The 19,445-nt window shown below is 63.5% G+C and carries 11 protein-coding genes; 10 read left to right on the top strand and 1 reads right to left on the bottom strand.

Annotated elements, in window-relative coordinates:
- The first annotated feature begins 21 nt into the window (after nt 1–21).
- Nucleotides 22–1,095, top strand: a complete 1,074-nt coding sequence (gene glnL, locus ABC383_RS04905; protein ID WP_413012257.1) for a nitrogen regulation protein NR(II) — start codon at nt 22–24, stop codon at nt 1,093–1,095.
- Between the two features lie 66 nt (nt 1,096–1,161).
- The gene (gene ntrC / locus ABC383_RS04900) at nt 1,162–2,703 is read left to right on the top strand and encodes a nitrogen regulation protein NR(I) (protein ID WP_413012256.1); all 1,542 of its coding nucleotides are present in this window, start codon (nt 1,162–1,164) and stop codon (nt 2,701–2,703) included.
- 70 nt (nt 2,704–2,773) lie between these two features.
- Here the strand turns inward: ntrC and prpR are convergent, their stop codons facing one another.
- Nucleotides 2,774–4,396 (bottom strand): propionate catabolism operon regulatory protein PrpR, encoded by a 1,623-nt coding sequence (prpR, locus tag ABC383_RS04895; protein ID WP_413012255.1) that lies wholly within the window; start codon nt 4,394–4,396, stop codon nt 2,774–2,776.
- A 233-nt stretch (nt 4,397–4,629) separates the two neighbouring features.
- On the opposite strand from prpR, the gene prpB reads away from it, so the two are divergent.
- The 8 genes from prpB (at nt 4,630) to ABC383_RS04855 (ending at nt 19,305) form a co-directional block, all read left to right on the top strand.
- The gene (gene prpB, locus ABC383_RS04890) at nt 4,630–5,520 is read left to right on the top strand and encodes a methylisocitrate lyase (RefSeq protein WP_413012254.1); all 891 of its coding nucleotides are present in this window, start codon (nt 4,630–4,632) and stop codon (nt 5,518–5,520) included.
- A gap of 19 nt (nt 5,521–5,539) precedes the next feature.
- Nucleotides 5,540–6,694, top strand: coding sequence for a bifunctional 2-methylcitrate synthase/citrate synthase (gene prpC, locus ABC383_RS04885; protein ID WP_413012253.1), 1,155 nt, complete (start codon nt 5,540–5,542; stop codon nt 6,692–6,694).
- Between the two features lie 12 nt (nt 6,695–6,706).
- Complete coding sequence (gene acnD, locus ABC383_RS04880) at nt 6,707–9,301, top strand: Fe/S-dependent 2-methylisocitrate dehydratase AcnD (protein ID WP_413012252.1); 2,595 nt, start codon at nt 6,707–6,709, stop codon at nt 9,299–9,301.
- A gap of 94 nt (nt 9,302–9,395) precedes the next feature.
- The gene (prpF, locus tag ABC383_RS04875; protein WP_413012251.1) at nt 9,396–10,586 is read left to right on the top strand and encodes a 2-methylaconitate cis-trans isomerase PrpF; all 1,191 of its coding nucleotides are present in this window, start codon (nt 9,396–9,398) and stop codon (nt 10,584–10,586) included.
- Between the two features lie 54 nt (nt 10,587–10,640).
- Nucleotides 10,641–12,545 carry a propionate--CoA ligase gene (locus ABC383_RS04870; protein WP_413012250.1) on the top strand — a complete coding sequence of 635 codons (1,905 nt, stop codon included), beginning with the start codon at nt 10,641–10,643 and terminating at the stop codon, nt 12,543–12,545.
- A gap of 87 nt (nt 12,546–12,632) precedes the next feature.
- Nucleotides 12,633–12,899, top strand: coding sequence for a hypothetical protein (locus ABC383_RS04865; protein WP_413012249.1), 267 nt, complete (start codon nt 12,633–12,635; stop codon nt 12,897–12,899).
- A gap of 88 nt (nt 12,900–12,987) precedes the next feature.
- Nucleotides 12,988–13,563 carry an acyltransferase gene (locus tag ABC383_RS04860; protein WP_413012248.1) on the top strand — a complete coding sequence of 192 codons (576 nt, stop codon included), beginning with the start codon at nt 12,988–12,990 and terminating at the stop codon, nt 13,561–13,563.
- Between the two features lie 654 nt (nt 13,564–14,217).
- On the top strand, nt 14,218–19,305 hold the full coding sequence (locus tag ABC383_RS04855; RefSeq protein WP_413012247.1) for a tetratricopeptide repeat protein: 5,088 nt from the start codon (nt 14,218–14,220) through the stop codon (nt 19,303–19,305).
- Nucleotides 19,306–19,445: the final 140 nt, after the last annotated feature.

Raw genomic sequence — 19,445 nt, 5'->3', positions numbered from 1 at the left:
AGAGATTGTGACCCAACCTTCGTGACTATCAAATTTCCCTCTCTCGCCGGACTGGACCTGCTTGCGTCCGCCGTGCTCGTGCTCGATGCGCAAGGCTGCATCAGCTACGCCAATCCCGCCGCTGAAAACCTGCTGGAAAGCTCGCTGAAAGTGATGCAGAACCAGCGGCTGACCGACATGTTCCTCAATGGCGACAAGCTGCAGGACATCTTCACCCAGGCAGCCGCCCATCTGTTCGACGACAAGCGCCAGGACCTGGTGCTGGAGCGCATGGGCCGCGATCCCTTGCAGGTGCACCTGATGGTGACCGCGCTGGACGATCCGAAGATGCCGGTGCTGATCGAGCTGCGCGAGAATGTGCAGCAGTTGAAGCTCGACCGCGAGGAACGCCTGATGGACCAGAGCCAGGCCAACAAGGAACTGATCCGCAACCTGGCGCACGAGATCAAGAACCCGCTGGGCGGCATCCGCGGCGCGGCGCAGCTGCTGGAGCTGGAGTTGCCGGAGCGGCAGCTCAATCCGCTGCGCGAATATACGCAAGTCATCATCAAGGAAGCCGACCGGCTGCAGACCCTGGTGGACCGCCTGCTGGCGCCGCACCGGCGGCCGCATATCGTTGGCGACGTCAATATCCACGAGGTGTTCGAGCGGGTGCGCAGCCTGATCATGGCCGAGTTTCCGAACGGGCTGACCATCAAGCGCGACTACGACCTTTCGGTGCCCGAGTTCCGCGGCGACAAGGAGCAGCTGATCCAGGCCGTGCTGAACATCGCCCATAACGCGGCACAGGCTTTGGCGAAGCGGATCGAGGCGGGCGATGCGGTGCTGACGTTCCAGACCAGGGTGGCGCGCCAGGTCACGCTGGTGAAGGTGCGTTATCGCCTGGCATTAGACTTGCATATCGTGGACAACGGGCCGGGGATTCCTCCTGAGATTCAAAATCGCATCTTCTATCCGCTCGTTTCCGGCCGCGACGGCGGAAGCGGATTGGGACTGACGCTGGCGCAAACCTTCATTCAGCAGCACATGGGAGTGATCGAATGCGAAAGCCGTCCCGGATGCACGGATTTCAGGATACTTATACCTCTGCCCTGATGCCTGCCCGTCGGCGCCCACCGCGCCCGGGCCGAAGAATAACGCAATACGGGATGCAGAACACTTATGAAACCAATCTGGATAGTTGACGACGACGAATCGATACGCTGGGTACTTGAAAAGGCGCTGGCGCGGGAGAACCTCGCGACGCGGAGTTTTTCGAATGCCCGCGACGCGATGGAGGCGTTGCAGACTACCACGCCCCAGGTGCTGGTTTCGGATATCCGGATGCCGGGCGAGTCTGGCCTGGCGCTGCTGCAGGCGGCCAAGGCGCGCCATCCGGGCCTGCCGGTCATCATCATGACCGCGTTCTCGGACCTCGACTCGGCCGTGGCCGCCTTCCAGGGAGGCGCCTTCGAATACCTGGCCAAGCCATTCGACCTCGACAAGGCTGTGGAACTGATCCGCCGCGCGCTGGAGGAAAGCCTGCGCGAGGCGAACGAGGAACAGACCATTTCGGAAACGCCGGAAATCCTCGGCCAGGCGCCGGCGATGCAGGACGTGTTCCGCGCAATCGGCCGGCTGTCGCAGTCGAACGTGACGGTGCTGATTACCGGCGAATCCGGTTCCGGCAAGGAGCTGGTGGCCCGGGCGCTGCACAAGCACAGCCCGCGTGCATCGCAGCCGTTCATCGCACTCAATACGGCGGCGATTCCCAAGGACCTGCTGGAGTCCGAACTGTTCGGCCACGAGCGCGGCGCCTTTACGGGCGCGCAGGCCACCCGCCGCGGACGTTTCGAACAGGCCGAGGGCGGCACGCTGTTCCTGGACGAGATCGGCGACATGCCGTTTGACCTGCAGACGCGGCTGCTGCGGGTGCTGTCCGACGGCCATTTCTACCGGGTTGGCGGCCACCAGCCGCTGAAGGCCAATGTGCGGGTGATTGCGGCGACTCACCAGAATCTGGAAACGCGGGTGCGGGAAGGTCTGTTCCGCGAGGATCTGTATCACCGTCTCAACGTGATCCGGCTGCGCCTGCCGAGCCTGCGCGAGCGGCGGGAGGACATTCCCATCCTGACCCGGCATTTCCTGTCTCAGAGCGCCAAGCAGCTGGGCGTGGAAGCCAAGCGCATGTCCGAGCATGCGATGCAGTTCCTGTCGCACCTGGAATTGCCAGGCAATGTGCGCCAGCTCGAAAACCTGTGCAACTGGATCACCGTGATGGCGCCCGGCCAGACCGTGGAGGTCAAGGACCTGCCGCCGGAATTGCTGGAAGGCCAGCAGAACCTGGCCGCCGCCGGCGGCGCCCAGCCGGCGATGGCGCCGGCGCCGCAATTCGTCGCGCCAGCGCCCGCCGTCGTGGACGGCTACCATCCCGCCAGCCCGACGCTTGCCAGTACCATGCCCGCCGCCTTTGCGGACATGGCGCCGCCAGAACGGCCGAACTGGATTGCGCTGCTGGAAAGCGAGGCGGCGCAAATGCTGGCAGCCGGCCGGCCGGAAGTGATGGATGCGCTGGGGCGGCAGTTCGAGTCGGCGCTGATCAAGACCGCGCTGCGCCACACCCACGGCCGCAAGAACGACGCGGCGGTGCGCCTGGGCATCGGGCGCAACACCATCACCCGCAAAATCCACGAACTCGGGATCGACGGCGCCAAGGACGAGTAGGCTGGGCTGCGGTGGCGGAGCAGGGTTTCGCCGCTGCGCATCCCGCGCACCGTGACAGCGCAGCCTCGCTTCAATCCGGTGCTTCCGCCTCCGCCTGCCTGACCCTGCGCCACAAGGTAGTGCGGCTGATGCCCAGATGACGCGCAGCCGCGCTCCGGTCTCCGCCAAAGCGGGCCAGCACATGCAATATGTCGTTTGGTTCCGCAACCGGTGCGTCGGGCTGCACCGGCGCCGCCGCCACGCCCAGTTCCGGCGCCACCGAGGCGACGAAGGCGGGCGTCAGCGCCTGCAGCGGTTCGGCGGACAGGAACAGCGCCAGTCGCTGCATCATATTGCGCAGCTCGCGCACATTGCCGGGCCAGCCGTAGCTGCGCAACAGCGGGCCGCAGGCCTGGACTTCCGCATGCAGATTGGCATGCGGCCGCACGCCCAGCGCCGCCAGCGCGTTCTTCAGCAGCCATTCCGCCAGGCCGGTCAGGTCTTCCGGGCGTTCCCGCAGCGACGGCAGGCGCAGGCGCAGCACGGACAGCCGGTAGAACAGGTCGGCGCGAAACTCGCCGTTCCGCACGCGGGCGTCGAGGTCGCAGTGGGTGGCGCTGATGATGCGCACATCCACCGGAACCGGCCGGGTGCCGCCAACCCGCATCACTTCCCGCTCTTCCAGCACCCGCAGCAGCCGGGTTTGCAGGGCCAGCGGCATTTCACCGATTTCATCGAGAAACAGGGTGCCGCGATGCGCCGCCTCGAACAAACCCGGGCGTCCGCCGCGCCGCGAGCCTGTGAAGGCGCCTTCCTCATGGCCGAACAGTTCAGATTCGAGCAGTGACTCGGCAATGGCGCCGCAATTGACCGCGACGAAAGGCTTGCCGGCGGCATGGCCGAGCATGCTTTCCCGGTGGATGGCCTGCGCCACCAGCTCCTTGCCGGAGCCGGTCTCACCCTGGATCAGCACGGTTGCCGGCGAGCGGGCGTACAGCATCGTCATCTGCCGCACCGCCTGCATGGCGGCGGATTCGCCGCGCAGGTCCTTCAGGCCGTGGCGGGCGCGCAGGGCGGCGCTGACCGAGCCGCCGCGTCCGCGACTGCTTTCCAGCCGGGTGAAGCGGGCGATTTCCAGTGCATCTTCGAACGCCTGGCGGATCGAGCCGGCGGAATAAAGGAACACGCCCGCCAGATCCGCTTCCTCCGCCAGGTCCATGATCAGGCCGGTGCCGACGATGGCTTTCACGCCGGCCGCCTTCAGCTCGCCGATCTGGGTGCGCGCATCCTCGGCGGTGGCGTAGGTACGTTGCGCAATGCGCAGGCCAAATGCCGCCTGAAATTCGGTCAGTTGGAGAAAGGTGTCCTGGTAAGTGATGATGCCCATCTGCGGCGAGATGCGGCGCGCCCTGGCCAGCGCCTGCATCACGTCGAAGCCGCTGGCGCGGGCGACGACCACCGGCACCGGCAGGCGGCTTTTCAGATAGGCGGCATTCGAGCCGGCGGCGATCACCGCGTCGCAGCGCTCGTTTTCCAGGCGGGCGCGGATGTGTTCCACCGCTTCCTCGAAACCGAGATTGATCGGCTCGATGATGGCGCGCTCGTCGAATTCCGGCGTGATATCGCGGAACAGGTGGAACAGCCGGGAGATCGACACGGTCCAGAGCACTGGCTTGTCGACCTGCATCGATGTTTCATCAAATGCTGAAGCCATGTTTCATCCCTGTTTCAGTGTTTCATGCAATGGCCGGTATTGAAACACAATTGCCGGCTACAGAACAGTCAAATGGTGTCATCCTTGCCACTCTCTTATCCCAATGGTGCAGGTAGGTGATTGATCCATATAGGGAAATTCGTGTGCCTGCCGAATTGCGCAAATTCTGGCACGGCCATTGCAATAAAGCCATCCGTATCGTTCCATTTGAAACCACTTCATTCAGGCACATCATGACATTACGTTCCGCAGGCGCCGCGTTCCGGCAAGCCGTCCAGGAAGAATCCCCGCTGCAGGTAATCGGCGCCATCAATGCCAACCACGCGTTGCTGGCCAAGCGCGCCGGCTTCCGCGCCATCTATCTGTCCGGCGGCGGTGTCGCGGCCGGCTCGCTTGGCTTGCCTGACCTGGGCATTTCCAACCTCGACGATGTGCTGACCGACGTGCGCCGCATTACCGACGTGTGCGACCTGCCGCTGCTGGTGGACGTCGACACCGGCTTCGGCTCCTCGGCCTTCAACGTGGCCCGCACCGTCAAGTCCATGATCAAGTTCGGCGCCGCCGCGATGCATATCGAAGACCAGGTCGGCGCCAAGCGCTGCGGCCACCGGCCCAACAAGGAAATCGTCAGCAAGCAGGAGATGGTGGATCGCATCAAGGCCGCGGTGGATGCGCGCACCGACCCGGACTTCGTGATCATGGCCCGCACCGACGCGCTTGCCGTCGAAGGCCTGGAAGCCGCGATCGAGCGGGCGGTGGCCTGCGTTGAGGCCGGCGCCGACATGATCTTCCCGGAAGCCATTACCGAACTGGCGATGTACAAGCAGTTCGCCAGCGCGGTCAAGGTGCCCATCCTGGCCAACATCACCGAGTTCGGCGCCACGCCGCTGTTCACCGTGGAAGAACTGAAGACGGCGGACGTCGGCATCGCGCTGTATCCGCTGTCGGCCTTCCGCGCGATGAACAAGGCGGCCGAGAACGTCTACAACACCGTGCGCCGCGAAGGCACGCAGAAGAATGTGGTCGACACCATGCAGACACGCATGGAGCTGTACGACCGCATCAACTACCACGACTTCGAGCAGAAGCTCGACGCGCTGTTCGCGCAGCAAAAAGCCCGCTAACCAGAATCAGGAGAAAACGATGAGCGATCAACAGGCAGCCGCATTCAAACCGAAGAAATCCGTCGCCCTGTCCGGCGTCACCGCCGGCAATACCGCGCTGTGCACCGTGGGCAAGACCGGCAACGATCTGCACTACCGTGGCTATGACATCCTGGACGTGGCCAACACCTCCGAGTTCGAGGAAATCGCCTACCTGCTGGTGCATGGCAAGCTGCCGACCACGGGCGAGCTGAAGGGCTACAAGGCCAAGCTGCGCTCGCTGCGCGGCATTCCGAGCAACCTCAAGACCGTGCTGGAAGCGCTGCCGGCATCGTCGCATCCGATGGACGTGATGCGCACCGCGGTGTCGGTGCTGGGCTGCGTGCTGCCGGAGAAGGATGACCACAACACGCCGGGCGCGCGCGACATCGCCGACCGCCTGATGGCGTCGCTGGGTTCGGCGCTGCTGTACTGGTACCACTACAGCCATAACGGCCGCCGCATCGAGGTGGAGACCGACGACGATTCCATCGGCGGCCACTTCCTGCACCTGCTGCACGGCCATGCGCCAAAGGAGTCGTGGGTCAAGGCGATGCACGTGTCGCTGATCCTGTATGCCGAGCATGAGTTCAATGCCTCCACTTTCGCCGGTCGCGTGGTTGCCGGCACGGGTTCGGACATGTACTCGGCCATCACAGGCGCCATCGGCGCGCTGCGCGGCCCCAAGCATGGCGGCGCCAATGAAGTCGCGTTCGAAGTGCAGAAGCGCTACGACAATCCGGACGAGGCCGAGGCCGATGTCAGGAAGCGCGTGGAGAACAAGGAAGTCATCATCGGCTTCGGCCACCCGGTCTACACCATCTCCGATCCGCGCAATGTGGTGATCAAGGAAGTGGCGCGCAACCTGTCGCTGGAATCCGGCTCGACCAAGATGTTCGACATCGCCGAACGCCTGGAAACCGTGATGTGGGACATCAAGAAGATGTTCCCCAACCTCGACTGGTTCTCGGCCGTGTCCTACCACATGATGGGGGTGCCGACCGCGATGTTCACCCCGCTGTTCGTGATCGCCCGCACCTCCGGCTGGGCCGCGCACATCATCGAGCAGCGCATCGACAACAAGATCATTCGTCCGAGCGCCAACTATGTCGGCCCGGAAGACCTGGCCTTCGTGCCGATCAGTGATCGCAAGTAAAGCAGGACCATCATGAACCTCGAACATCGCAAGCAGCTTCCCGGCACCGGGCTGGACTATTACGACGCCCGCGCCGCGGTCGACGCCATCAGCCCCGGCGCCTACGACAAGCTGCCCTACACCTCGCGGGTGCTGGCCGAGAACCTGGTGCGCCGCTGCGACCCGGCCATGCTCACCGACTCGCTGAAGCAGCTCATCGAAAGGAAGCGCGACCTGGACTTTCCCTGGTACCCAGCGCGCGTGGTCTGCCATGACATCCTGGGCCAGACCGCGCTGGTGGACCTGGCCGGCCTGCGCGACGCCATTGCCGCGCAGGGCGGCGACCCGGCGCTGGTCAATCCGGTGGTGCCGACCCAGCTGGTGGTGGACCATTCGCTGGCGGTGGAATGCGGCGGCTTCGACCCCGACGCCTTCAACAAGAACCGCGCCATCGAAGACCGCCGCAATGAAGATCGCTTCGACTTCATCAACTGGACCAAGAAGGCCTTCCGCAATGTCGACGTGATCCCGCCGGGCAACGGCATCCTGCACCAGATCAACCTGGAGCGCATGAGCCCGGTGGTGCAGGTCAAGGACAACGTGGCCTTTCCCGACACCCTGGTCGGCACCGACTCGCATACGCCGATGGTGGATGCGCTGGGCGTCATTGCCATCGGCGTCGGCGGCCTGGAAGCCGAGAGCGTGATGCTGGGCCGGGCGTCCTACATGCGCCTGCCCGACATCATCGGCGTGGAACTGACCGGCAAGCCGCAGCCGGGCATCACCGCCACCGACATCGTGCTGTCGCTGACCGAGTTCCTGCGCAAGTCCAAGGTGGTGTCGTCCTACCTGGAATTCTTCGGCGAAGGCGCGGCGCATCTGACCCTGGGCGACCGCGCAACCATCTCCAACATGGCGCCCGAATTCGGCTCCACCGCCGCGATGTTCTACATCGACGAGCAGACCATCCGCTACCTGAAGCTAACTGGCCGCGAGGATGAACTGGTCAGCCTGGTGGAGACCTATGCGAAGGAAACCGGGCTGTGGGCTGACAGCCTGAAGAACGCGGAATACGAGCGGGTACTGCACTTCGACCTGTCGACGGTGGTACGCAACATCGCGGGCCCGAGCAATCCGCACAACCGGGTGCCGACCTCGCAGCTGGCCGAGCGCGGCATCAGCGGCAAGGTCGAGAACGAACCCGGCCTGATGCCGGATGGCGCGGTGATCATCGCGGCTATCACCAGCTGCACCAATACCAACAACCCGCGCAACATGATCGCGGCGGGCCTGCTGGCACGCAATGCGAACAGGCTAGGCTTGCAGCGCAAGCCCTGGGTCAAGAGCTCACTGGCACCGGGTTCGAAGACGGTGGCTCTGTACCTGGAAGAAGCCGGCCTGATGCCCGAGCTGGAGCAACTGGGCTTTGGCGTGGTGGCCTTTGCCTGCACCACCTGCAACGGCATGAGCGGCGCGCTCGATCCGGTGATCCAGAAAGAAGTGGTGGAGCGCGATCTGTATGCCACCGCCGTGTTGTCGGGCAACCGCAACTTTGATGGCCGCATCCATCCGTATGCGAAGCAGGCCTTCCTCGCCTCGCCGCCGTTGGTGGTGGCTTATGCAATCGCCGGCACGATACGCTTCGACATCGAGAAGGATCTGCTGGGCACCGATGCCAACGGCAAACCTGTGACGCTGGCCGACATCTGGCCGTCCGACGAGGAGATCGATGCGATCGTTGCTTCCAGCGTGAAGCCTGAACAGTACCGCAAGGTGTATGAGCCGATGTTTGCGCTGACGGTCGACAACGGCGAGCAGGTAAAGCCGCTGTATGACTGGCGTCCGCAGACCACCTATATCCGCCGTCCGCCGTATTGGGAGGGTGCGCTGGCCGGCGCGCGCAGCCTGACGGGCATGCGGCCGCTGGCAGTATTGGGCGACAACATCACCACCGATCATCTGTCGCCGTCCAACGCGATCATGGCCGACAGCGCCGCCGGCGAGTACCTGGCGAAGATGGGCTTGCCGGAAGAGGATTTCAATTCCTATGCAACTCATCGCGGCGATCACCTGACCGCGCAGCGTGCCACCTTTGCCAACCCGACGCTGAAGAACGAGATGGTGGTGGTCGATGGCAAGGTCAAGCCCGGCTCGCTGACGCGTATCGAACCCGAAGGCCGCGTCACCCGCATGTGGGAAGCGATTGAAACCTACATGGAGCGCAAGCAGCCATTGATCGTGATCGCCGGCGCCGACTATGGCCAGGGCTCCTCGCGTGACTGGGCCGCCAAGGGCGTGCGGCTGGCTGGCGTGGAAGCGATCGTGGCCGAGGGCTTCGAGCGCATACACCGCACCAACCTGGTGGGCATGGGCGTGCTGCCGCTGGAGTTCAAGCCGGGCGTGAATCGCCTCACGCTAGGCATCGACGGCACCGAAACCTTCGACGTGATTGGCGAGCGCAAGCCTCGCGCCGATCTCACGCTGGTGATCCATCGCAGGAATGGCGAGCGTGTTGAGGTGCCGGTGTCCTGCCGCCTCGACACCGCCGAGGAAGTGTCGATCTACGAAGCCGGCGGCGTGCTGCAGCGCTTCGCCCAGGACTTCCTCGAGTCCGTCAGCGCTGCGTAAGCGCAGTCCCCTAGCATCATCGTCATCGCGGCGGCGCGCACGCGCCGCCGCCTGCCGCCAGACGGCAAGCTCTCATTCATCAGGAACCATGTCCATGGCTCATCAAGCTCAAATCAAGATACCCGCCACCTATATGCGCGGCGGCACCAGCAAGGGCGTGTTCTTCCGCCTGCAGGACCTGCCGCAACGCGCCCAGATGCCGGGCGCGGCGCGCGATGCGCTGCTGCTGCGCGTGATCGGCAGCCCCGACCCCTATGGCAAGCAGATCGACGGCATGGGCGGCGCCACCTCCAGCACCAGCAAGACCGTGATCGTGTCGGCAAGCACCCGGCCCGGCCATGATGTCGACTATCTCTTCGGCCAGGTGTCCATCGACAGCGCCTTCGTCGACTGGAGCGGCAACTGCGGCAACCTGTCGGCGGCGGTCGGGCCGTTCGCCATCAGCAATGGCTTGATCGATGCGTCCCGCATTCCGCGCGATGGCATGGCCACGGTGCGCATCTGGCAGGAAAATATCGGCAAGACCATCATTGCCCATGTACCCATGACCGACGGCATGGTGCAGGAGACCGGCGACTTCGAACTCGACGGCGTGACCTTTCCGGCGGCCGAGGTGCAGCTGGAATTCATGGACCCGGCGGCCGAGGAAGAAGGCGCGGGCGGCGCGATGTTCCCGACCGGGAACCTGGTGGATGACCTGGAGGTGCCGGGCATCGGCACGCTCAGGGCCACCATGATCAATGCCGGCATTCCCACCATCTTCGTCAATGCCGAAGACATCGGCTACACCGGCACCGAGCTGCAGGACGCGATCAACAGCGACCCGGTGGCGCTGACGAAATTCGAAACGCTGCGCGCTTATGGCGCGGTGCGCATGGGCCTGATCCAGGGCGTGGACCAGGCGGCCAAGCGCCAGCACACGCCCAAGATCGCCTTCGTTGCCAAGCCGGCGGAGTATGTGTCGTCCAGCGGCAAGAAGGTCGGCGCCGGCGATGTGGACCTGCTGGTGCGCGCCATGTCCATGGGCAAGCTGCACCACGCGATGATGGGCACGGCGGCAGTGGCGATCGGCACCGCGGCGGCGATACCGGGCACGCTGGTCAACCAGGCGGCCGGCGGCGGCGCGCGCGAGGCGGTGCGCTTCGGCCATCCGTCCGGCACGCTGCGGGTCGGCGCCCAGGCCAGCCAGGTCGAAGGCGAATGGAAAGTGGACAAGGCCATCATGAGCCGCAGCGCAAGGGTATTGATGGAAGGATGGGTAAGGGTGCCGGGCGACGCTTTCTGACGCCGCCAGCACCTTGGTCACGCAGCACAGGGATGGAACCGGAGGAGACACACCATGAACTATGCAGAGTTTTACCAGCGCTCGATCGACGATCCAGAGGCTTTCTGGGACGGGGAAGCACAACGTATTCATTGGGAAACCCCGTATTCCCAAGTGCTCGACGACAGCCGCAAGCCGTTCAACAAGTGGTTTGCCGGCGGACGCACCAACCTGTGCCATAACGCGGTCGACCGCTGGGCGCAAAGCCATCCCGAGCGCGCCGCGCTGATTGCGGTCAGCACCGAGGAGGATGCGGACGGCAACCCGCGCGAGCACATCTATTCCTTCCACGAGCTGCAGCGCGAAGTCGAGCGCATGGCCGCCATCATGCTGTCGCTGGGTGTTGCGCGCGGCGACCGGGTGCTGATCTACATGCCGATGATTGCGCCGGCGGTGTTCGCGATGCTGGCCTGCGCCCGCATCGGCGCGGTGCATTCGGTGGTGTTCGGCGGCTTTGCGGCCAACAGCCTGGCAACCCGCATCGACGATGCCCAGCCCAGGCTGGTGGTGTCCGCCGATGCCGGCTCGCGCAGCGGCAAGCGGGTGGCCTACAAGCCGCTGCTGGACGAGGCGCTGCGCCTGGCCAGCCACAAGCCGGAACGGGTGCTGCTGGTGGACCGCGGCATGGTGCCGATGCAGATGGAACAGGGCCGCGACGCGGATTACGCCAGCCTGCGCCAGCAGCATCTGGACGCCACGGTGCCCGTGACCTGGCTGGAGTCCAACGAGATGTCCTACATCCTCTACACCTCCGGCACCACCGGCAAGCCCAAGGGCGTGCAGCGGGACGTCGGCGGCTATGCGGTGGCGCTGGCGTCGTCGATGCAGCACATCTTCGGCGGCGCGGCCGGCGAAACCTTCTTCGCCACCTCCGACATCGGCTGGGTGGTCGGCCATTCCTACATCGTCTATGGCCCGCTGATCGCCGGCATGGCCACCGTGATGTACGAGGGCCTGCCGACGCGGCCCGACGGCGGCATCTGGTGGCAGCTGGTCGAGAAGTACCGTGTCACCAGGATGTTTTCCGCGCCGACCGCGATCCGCGTGCTGCGCAAGCAGCCGCAGGAACTGATGGACAAACATGATTTGTCTTCGCTGAAGGCGCTGTACCTGGCCGGCGAGCCGCTGGATGAAACCACGTCGGCCTGGATCGCCGACGCGCTCAAGGTGCCCGTGATCGACAACTACTGGCAGACCGAGACCGGCTGGCCCATCCTGTCGATCGCCAAGGGCATCGAGGACAAGCCGACCCGTCTTGGCAGCCCCGGCGTGCCGATGCCGGGCTACCGGGTCAAGGTCATCAGCGAAGTCAGCGGCGAGGAATGCGGCGTTGGCGCAAAGGGCGTGCTGGTGCTGGAAGCGCCGCTGCCGCCGGGCTGCATGCAGACCGTGTATGGCGACGACAAGCGTTTCCTCAACACCTACTGGTCCAACTTCAACCAGCCGGTGTATTCCTCCTTCGACTGGGGCATACGGGATGCGGATGGCTATTACTTCATCCTCGGCCGCACCGACGACGTGATCAACGTCGCCGGCCACAGGCTGGGCACGCGCGAGATCGAGGCCAGCATCTGCAGCCATCCCAACGTGTCCGAGGTCGCGGTGGTGGGCGTGGAGGACAAGTTGAAGGGCCAGGTGGCGGTGGCCTTCGTGATACCGCGGCATGCGGTGGCAAGCGATGGCGTGGCGGCGCTGCAGGCCGAGATCATGGCAACGGTCGACCGCCAGCTCGGCGCGGTGGCGCGCCCGGCGCAGGTGCATGTGGTATCGATGCTGCCCAAGACACGGTCCGGCAAGCTGCTGCGGCGGGCGATACAGGCGGTATGCGAAGGCCGCGATCCGGGTGACCTGACCACGATCGAGGATCCGGCCTCGCTGCAGCAGGTGCGCGACGCGATGGCGCCGCGGGTGGCGGCTTAGTAATGGCACGGGGCGGCGGCCCGGATCAAAACAACGCCGCCCGATCTGCCTTATCATGCCTGCTTCACAAAGACGCAAGGACCGGGAATGCGATCAACCAGGGCAAGCGCGGCAGTCGACAGGCTCAAGCGGCGCAGCGGCAACCCCGACTATTCGATGGTGCGCAGCGCCGACGGCCTGTTCTACCTGACGCTGATGACCGACAGCGGCGACATGGAACGGCTCAGCCCATCGCTGGAGCAGGATGAATTCGTTGCGTACGTCAATGCCTACGGGCCGCAGACGCCGAAGAAGGTGAGCAAGCTCGATGTAGCCTTCGAAAAGCAGCTGGCGAAGAAGAAGCCGGCTTCCTGAACGTGGCGGCGCGATGAGGGGGATTAGCTGCGCCAGGCTGGCATCCTATCGGTTACCATAGCGGCCATTTCCGCACCCGGTCAACAGCATGGTCAAAGTCTATTCCATCGACGGCATTACGCCGGTCGTCCATCCCACCGCCTATGTGCATCCGAGCGCCGTGCTGATCGGCGACGTGATCGTCGGCGCGCGCTGCTATATCGGCCCCACCGCCTGCCTGCGCGGTGACTTCGGCCGCATCGTGCTGGAGGAGGGCGCCAATGTGCAGGATGCCTGCGTGATGCACAGCTATGCGCAATTCGACACCGTGATCGAGACCTACGGCCATATCGGCCACGGCGCGATCCTGCACGGCTGCCGCATCGGCCGCAATGCGCTGGTGGGGATGAACGCGGTGGTGATGGATGGTGTGGTCATCGGCGCCGAGTCGCTGGTGGCGGCGATGAGTTTCGTGCGCTCCGGCATGCAGGTGCCGGAACGCAGCATGGTGGTCGGCATGCCGGCGCGGGTGCTGCGCACGCTCAACGACGACGAGGTGGCGGCCAAGACCCGCGACACCGAGGATTACATCGCGCTGGTGGAGCGTTCGCGGGAGAGCATGCGCGAGGTGGAGGCGCTGGCCGCGCCGGAGGCGGGCAGGCGGCGGATAGGCACACCTTCCTGACGCGTGTCACGAACTTCGGCAAGGCGCCTGGATGTCGCGATCAACAGGCATCCGTATCCTCGCTGCGCCTTGCGCCTTGCGCCTTGCGCCTTGCGCCTGGCCGGTTCCGGCGCTTCCCGGACATCCTCCGAACGCCATAGGAGGCTTCATCGCGCTAGCCTGCACCGGCTAGCCTCCCCGGCAACAGAATCGGTCTGGCTTACTTGCCGCAAGCGCCGTCGTGTCGTCCACCAACGGCGTACTTCTCGTCAGATCATGCCGTGCACAGACTGACGGTCCGGAGGGCCATGCCGATGGTGCAGCCCGACTGGCTTACAACTCGCCGCGCATTCCACCCATTCAGATCCACGTCGCGTGTACGGACACAGCACAGCCCGGTGCAGATAAGTTCTTCCGTGCCGACGCCGGACGACAGTGTTAATTTCCTGGCCGCGCCACTTAATCTCGCTTCACCAATAAAAGCATGCCGGCTACGTTCGAGTCCGCTTCGACGGTGCAGCGGTCCCGTCCTGGCTATCAGGCAAGTCCGCGCATCTCCGATCGGGAAGGGCCTTTGCCGCGGGCAGTTCGCCGTAGGGATGTTGGCCCGTGCCGCCGACCTGCGGTGCCCGCTCCCAACCATCCGCAGTGCATCCTTCAAGGAGAAATGACCAGATGGCTACTTCTTCCACGCCAGCACAGCTGACCTCGAACCGCCAAGTGCCGATCACGACGAACCCGGCGCAAGTTCCTGCAATCCGCGTAGCAGGTGCGCCGCTGGTGACGACGCCTTCGCAGGCGAGATTTCCTCACCGCCCCTTGCCAACACCGCCGCGCATGGCAGGCCAGCAGGCTGTGCCGGGTAACGGTGCGGCAAGCAAGCCATCCTGGGCGCCCGCATCCCGGGCCGGGTTGTCGCCCCGGGAGGGCGACAGCGACACCGAGGAAAGCGGCGAAGCCGACAGCAATGACGAGCAGGAACCGCAGTTTGCTCATGCCGGGCCGGATGCCCGGGCCAGTGATGCCAAAGAGAGCGGCAGCGATGCCGGCGAGCAGGAACCTCATGCCGCCAAAGTGTCGGCTGGCGCCCATACGGGCATTGCGCCGAGTGGCAGCGATGCCCGCGCCGCCGGCGACGCCCTGCATGGCAAGGTCGAGACGGCGACCTCGACAGGCACCGCGCCTGCGTCCTTGCCTGAGAGCGCGACGTCGGTGGCCTTCAGTGGCGTCAACCGGATCCCGGCCAGCCAGATCGTCGTCGGCGACTTCCTTGCCAACGGCGCCTTTGGCAAGGTCTATCGCGGCCGCTGGGACAGCAGCGACGTGGCGCTGAAGAAAATTGACGTCGAGCATGCCCGTCAGCACTTGTCGCTATCAGACGAGGAGGTGGTGGAGGCGCTGGAATGGGAAGTGGCCCGGCTGGGCACCAGCAGCCACCCGGGCATCGTGCAATTCCATGGCATCTGCCATAAGGAGGGCGCGCCTTATCTGGTGATGGAGTTCTGTCATCAGGGCAGCCTGCAGGCCGCATTGCAGAAGGGGCAAAAGGATGGCCAGCCCATTCCGGCGTCCCGGCTGTGGCAATGGATGACGGAAATCAGTCAGGCTCTGGCCTATCTGCATGGGCAGGGTATGCTGCACCGCGACCTGAAGGCCGAGAACATCCTGATTGACCAGTATGGCCGGGCCAAGCTGGCCGACCTTGGCGTGGCCCAGGTCGATGCACTGCTCGAATCCGCCGAGGCCAGCGCCGTCGGCCAGGGGCTGCAGGATGGCGACTCCATCGCGCCCGAGAACATAGGCGGCGACCGCAGCCGCCACAGCAGCAGGGCGACTGACATCTACGCGCTGGGCCTGGTGTTCTGGCAGATGGTCAGCCACGGCGAGCGACCCAGTTTCTGGGAACAGGTGCACAGGGAAGACCCTGGCTTCGACAAGATCAGGGCCGGCGAGAGAATGCCTATCCCGGCAGATTGCCCGCCCGCTTTTCGCAAGCTCATCCGGGCCTGCTGGCACGCCCGTTCGGCCGAGCGCGCCGGCATTGCCGACGTGTTGCAGCAATTGCGGGAAATGGCGCCGCAGATGCATGCCGACCATGCGCTGGTCAGCCTGGCGCTGCACCTTGACCTTGCGCTGCACGGGCGGCGCGAGGAAGCCCGGCATTATGTGCCGTGCCAGGTCACCCTGCTGCCCATCGAAGGCTCGGTCGAAGCCTACTGGCAAAGGCATGAACAGGACGCCGGCAAGGAGGAAATGCACAACCCGCCCCGGATGCTGCAGCAGGTGCTGGAAGACTTCGTGGCCTCGCCCGAGGCAGGCGCACTACTGCTGTCGGGCGAGGCCGGCCTGGGCAAGAGCCTGAGCACCCATGTGCTGGCCGACCGCCTGCTGCAGCAGTGGTGGCAGCATTTCGCCGATCCCGCCAACCGTGCCAGGCCGCAGGTCATGCCGGTATTCATCCGCACCCACCTGGCAAGCTGGACCCATGGCGCCCTGCAGGGCGCCTGTGCGAACGTGCTGGCCCGCCATCGCCTGCAGCCCGGCCAGGCCGCGCCGGTGGTGTTCGTGGACGGCTACGATGAATGCCGCATCGACGACCAGGCGCCCGCCAACCTGGCGCAGCACCTGGGCCTGCCGCCCGGCGCCAGGCTGATCGTCACCTGCCGTCCCGGCACTGTGCCCCAAGACCAGGTGCGGGAACGCTTTGCCTGGCAGGACAAGCTGCAGAGCTGCCACTACCTGGCCTTCGATACCGGGCAGTTGCTGGCCTATCTGAAGCAGCACCTGGCCTGGGATGACGCGACCTGCCGCAGCTACGAAGCCAGGCTGCAGGGCTCGGCCGAAATAAGGGCGGTGCTGCGCAACCCCTTCGTGCTTTACCTGCTGTGGCAGAGCTGGGAGACGGTGAGCAAAAAGCCATTGGAAAGCCTGACACGCTCGGACATCTATGAAAGCTTCATCGAGCACATGGCCAACAACGGGCAGGGCCTGCTGGACGACAAGGTGCTGGAACAATTGCTGGAAGAGCATGGCAGCCTGGCGGCCGGCTTCCGGGCCTTTGCCTGCGAGACCGCGCTGCTGGCATGCGAAAGCCGTGCCGAAAGCCTGGCTGTGGCGGATGCGCAAAAAACCGGTTCCCCCTGGGCCGGTCTGGAATGGCTGGTGCAGCACAAGGCAGGCCGCCGCTACAGGAAACGCCAGCTGGCGCTGGATCAACTGAGCGTGGAAAAACGGAAGGAGCAGACGCGCCGGCTGGTGCTAACGAAGGAGGACTTCGTGCGGCTGCGCCAACAGAAAGCGGCGCAACTGCTAAACAGCCTGCCGCTGCGGCCACGGGCCGGGAGGCTGGAATTTATTCACAAGTCGGTTTTTGAATACTGTCTGGCGCAGGGGCTGGCTGGATTGCTGGAGCAGGACAGCTCGAGGTTCACGGCTGAGGCCTTGAAGGACATGGTGCAGTGGATAGAGACATCCTCGCCGGAAGCGCTGATGATGGTGCGTGAGCGCATCGATGGCGCGATTGAGGGGGCGGATGCGCGACCCGCCATGCGCACTGCAAGGCAGGAGCTGACCCGGGTGATCCTGATCCATGCAATTACAGAGGTCTTGCGTGACAGAGGCAAGAATGCAGACGCATTAGCCTTCGTTTACCAGGGGCTGGCTATCCGTGAAAAGGTGTTAGGCAAGGAGGATCCGGATACTCTAAAGTCCTACAGCAATATCGGTTACGTATTGAGTGGCATGGGCAAGCATGAACAGGCACTGGATTACCATCACAAGGCGCTGGCTATACGTGAAAAAGTGTTGGGTAAGGAGGATGCCGCTACTGCCAGTTCGTACCGCGACATCGGTGACGTATTGGGTCGCATGGGCAAACATGAACAGGCGCTGGAATACCATCACAAGGCGCTGGCTATACGCGAAAAAGTGTTGGGCAAGGAGGATGCCGCTATTCTAAAGTCCTACAGCGACATTGGTGACGTATTGAGTAGCATGGGTAAGCATGAACAGGCGCTGGAATACCATTACAAGGTGATGGTTATGCGCGAAAAGGTGTTAGGCAAGGAAGATCCCGATACTGCCAGTTGCTATAGCGACATCGGTGACGTATTGAGTAGGCTGGGACGGCATGAAGAGGCACTGGAATACCATCACGATGCGCTGGCTATACGCGAAAAAGTGTTGGGCAAGGAGGATGCCGCTACTCTAAAGTCCTACAGCGACATTGGTGACGTATTGAGTAGCATGGGTAAGCATGAACAGGCGCTGGAATACCATTACAAGGCGATGGTTATACGCGAAAAGGTGTTGGGCAAGGAGGATGCCGCTACTGCCAGTTCCTACAGCGCTATCGGTTCCGGATTGCGTCGCATGGACAAGTCTGAACAGGCGCTGGAATACCATTACAAGGCGCTGGCTATCCGTGAAAAGGTGCTGGGCGTTGAGCATGCCCAAACCGCTACTAGCCACTTCAGCATCGCAGTACTGTTAAAGAATCAAGACAAGCCTGAACAGGCGCTGGAATACCATCACAAGGCGCTGGCTATCCGTGAAAAAGTGCTGGGCGTTGAGCATGCCCAAACCGCTGCTAGCCACGTCAACATAGCAGTACTGTTAAAGAGTCAAGACAAGTCTGACCAGGCGCTGACGCACTACCTTCAAGCGTTAGCCATCTGCGAAAAGGTGCTAGGCATCGAACATGCCAAAACGGCAGATTGTCATGCCAAGATTGCTTTGCTGCTAAAGGATCAGAATAAGCCTAATCAGGCGCTGACTCATTACCGCAAAGCATTAGCCATTCATGAAAAGGTGCTGGGTACTGAGCAAGCTGGAACCACAGATTGGTCATTCGCTATCTTCTTGCCGAAGAAAGCGCAGCGCAAGCTTCTCAAAGCACTTGAGCACTACGACAAGGCGTTGGCCATCTATAAAGAAATGTTAGGTGTTGACCACGCCGAAACCGCTGGTTGCCATACTAGGATTGCTGAGCTGCTGATAGCGAAGGGCGATCTTGATAAGGCATTGGAACACTTCCGTCAGGCCTTGACCACTCGCGAAAAGGTGCTGGGCATTGATCATGTCGAAACCGGGTACTGTCGTGTGAGGATAGCCAAGCTGCTCGAGGCGCACGGGGAACTTGACCAGGTGCCGAACCAAGACCGCCAAGCGCTGCCCAACCGCGAAAAGGTGGTGAACATTGAGCGTGTTGCAACCGCTGATGCCCACCTTTCTGAAGCTGACATGCTTGAAGAGGAAGATAATTTTGAGCAGTCGCTATACCACTACCGCGCGGCTTTGATCATCTACGAGAAAGAACTCGGCACTGAACATGCGACAACCGGGGTCTGCCATTTCAATATGGGCTTGCTGTTGAGCGGACAGCGAATGCATGCGGAGGCACTGTATCACTTTAAACAGGCGCTGGCCATCGACCAAAAGACGAAAGGCCGGGAAGGCCTTTCCACCGCTGGTTCCCATGACCAAGTTGCTTTGACACTGCATGCCCAAGAGGATTACCTACAGGCGTTGACACACTACCGCAGCGCGCTGGCCATCCGTAAAAAGGCGCTCGGAGCCAACCGGATCGAGACCGCCTCCGCCCATGCTAATGTCGCCAACATGCTGGTATTGCTCGAGCAGCCGGGGGAAGCGCTGGCGCACTATCAGAAAGCACTGGACATCGCGACTACTCTTGCGCATCGCAACGCAGTAAATTACCGTAGCAAGATCCAGCTGATCAATCAGTCTAGAGATCATTCCTGACTGCATACCTCACAGCAAGCCGTTGATGCCGGCGGTCTCCTGGTTGCGCAAAGGCCGTCGCGCGCCCAGGCCTGTTGCCTTGTCTTGCGCATACGCCCCCAACGTTGGCAAGTGTGGTCGCCACGGGTGTATGCCGCGGA

The sequence above is a fragment of the Noviherbaspirillum phoenicis genome, from assembly GCF_047237965.1.
Taxonomy (GTDB): domain Bacteria; phylum Pseudomonadota; class Gammaproteobacteria; order Burkholderiales; family Burkholderiaceae_D; genus Noviherbaspirillum_A.
The sequence above is the reverse complement of the archived record's forward strand: the minus strand, read 5'-3'. Positions and strand labels throughout refer to the sequence as shown.

Excerpts from the sequence above, each read along its gene's own strand:
- ntrC (WP_413012256.1), top strand. The coding sequence starts at position 1,162 with ATGAAACCAATCTGGATAGTTGACGACGACGAATCGATACGCTGGGTA.
- prpR (WP_413012255.1), bottom strand. The coding sequence starts at position 4,396 with ATGGCTTCAGCATTTGATGAAACATCGATGCAGGTCGACAAGCCAGTG.
- prpC (WP_413012253.1), top strand. The coding sequence starts at position 5,540 with ATGAGCGATCAACAGGCAGCCGCATTCAAACCGAAGAAATCCGTCGCC.
- prpB (WP_413012254.1), top strand. The coding sequence starts at position 4,630 with ATGACATTACGTTCCGCAGGCGCCGCGTTCCGGCAAGCCGTCCAGGAA.
- acnD (WP_413012252.1), top strand. The coding sequence starts at position 6,707 with ATGAACCTCGAACATCGCAAGCAGCTTCCCGGCACCGGGCTGGACTAT.
- ABC383_RS04855 (WP_413012247.1), top strand. The coding sequence starts at position 14,218 with ATGGCTACTTCTTCCACGCCAGCACAGCTGACCTCGAACCGCCAAGTG.
- ABC383_RS04870 (WP_413012250.1), top strand. The coding sequence starts at position 10,641 with ATGAACTATGCAGAGTTTTACCAGCGCTCGATCGACGATCCAGAGGCT.
- ABC383_RS04865 (WP_413012249.1), top strand. The coding sequence starts at position 12,633 with ATGCGATCAACCAGGGCAAGCGCGGCAGTCGACAGGCTCAAGCGGCGC.
- prpF (WP_413012251.1), top strand. The coding sequence starts at position 9,396 with ATGGCTCATCAAGCTCAAATCAAGATACCCGCCACCTATATGCGCGGC.
- ABC383_RS04860 (WP_413012248.1), top strand. The coding sequence starts at position 12,988 with ATGGTCAAAGTCTATTCCATCGACGGCATTACGCCGGTCGTCCATCCC.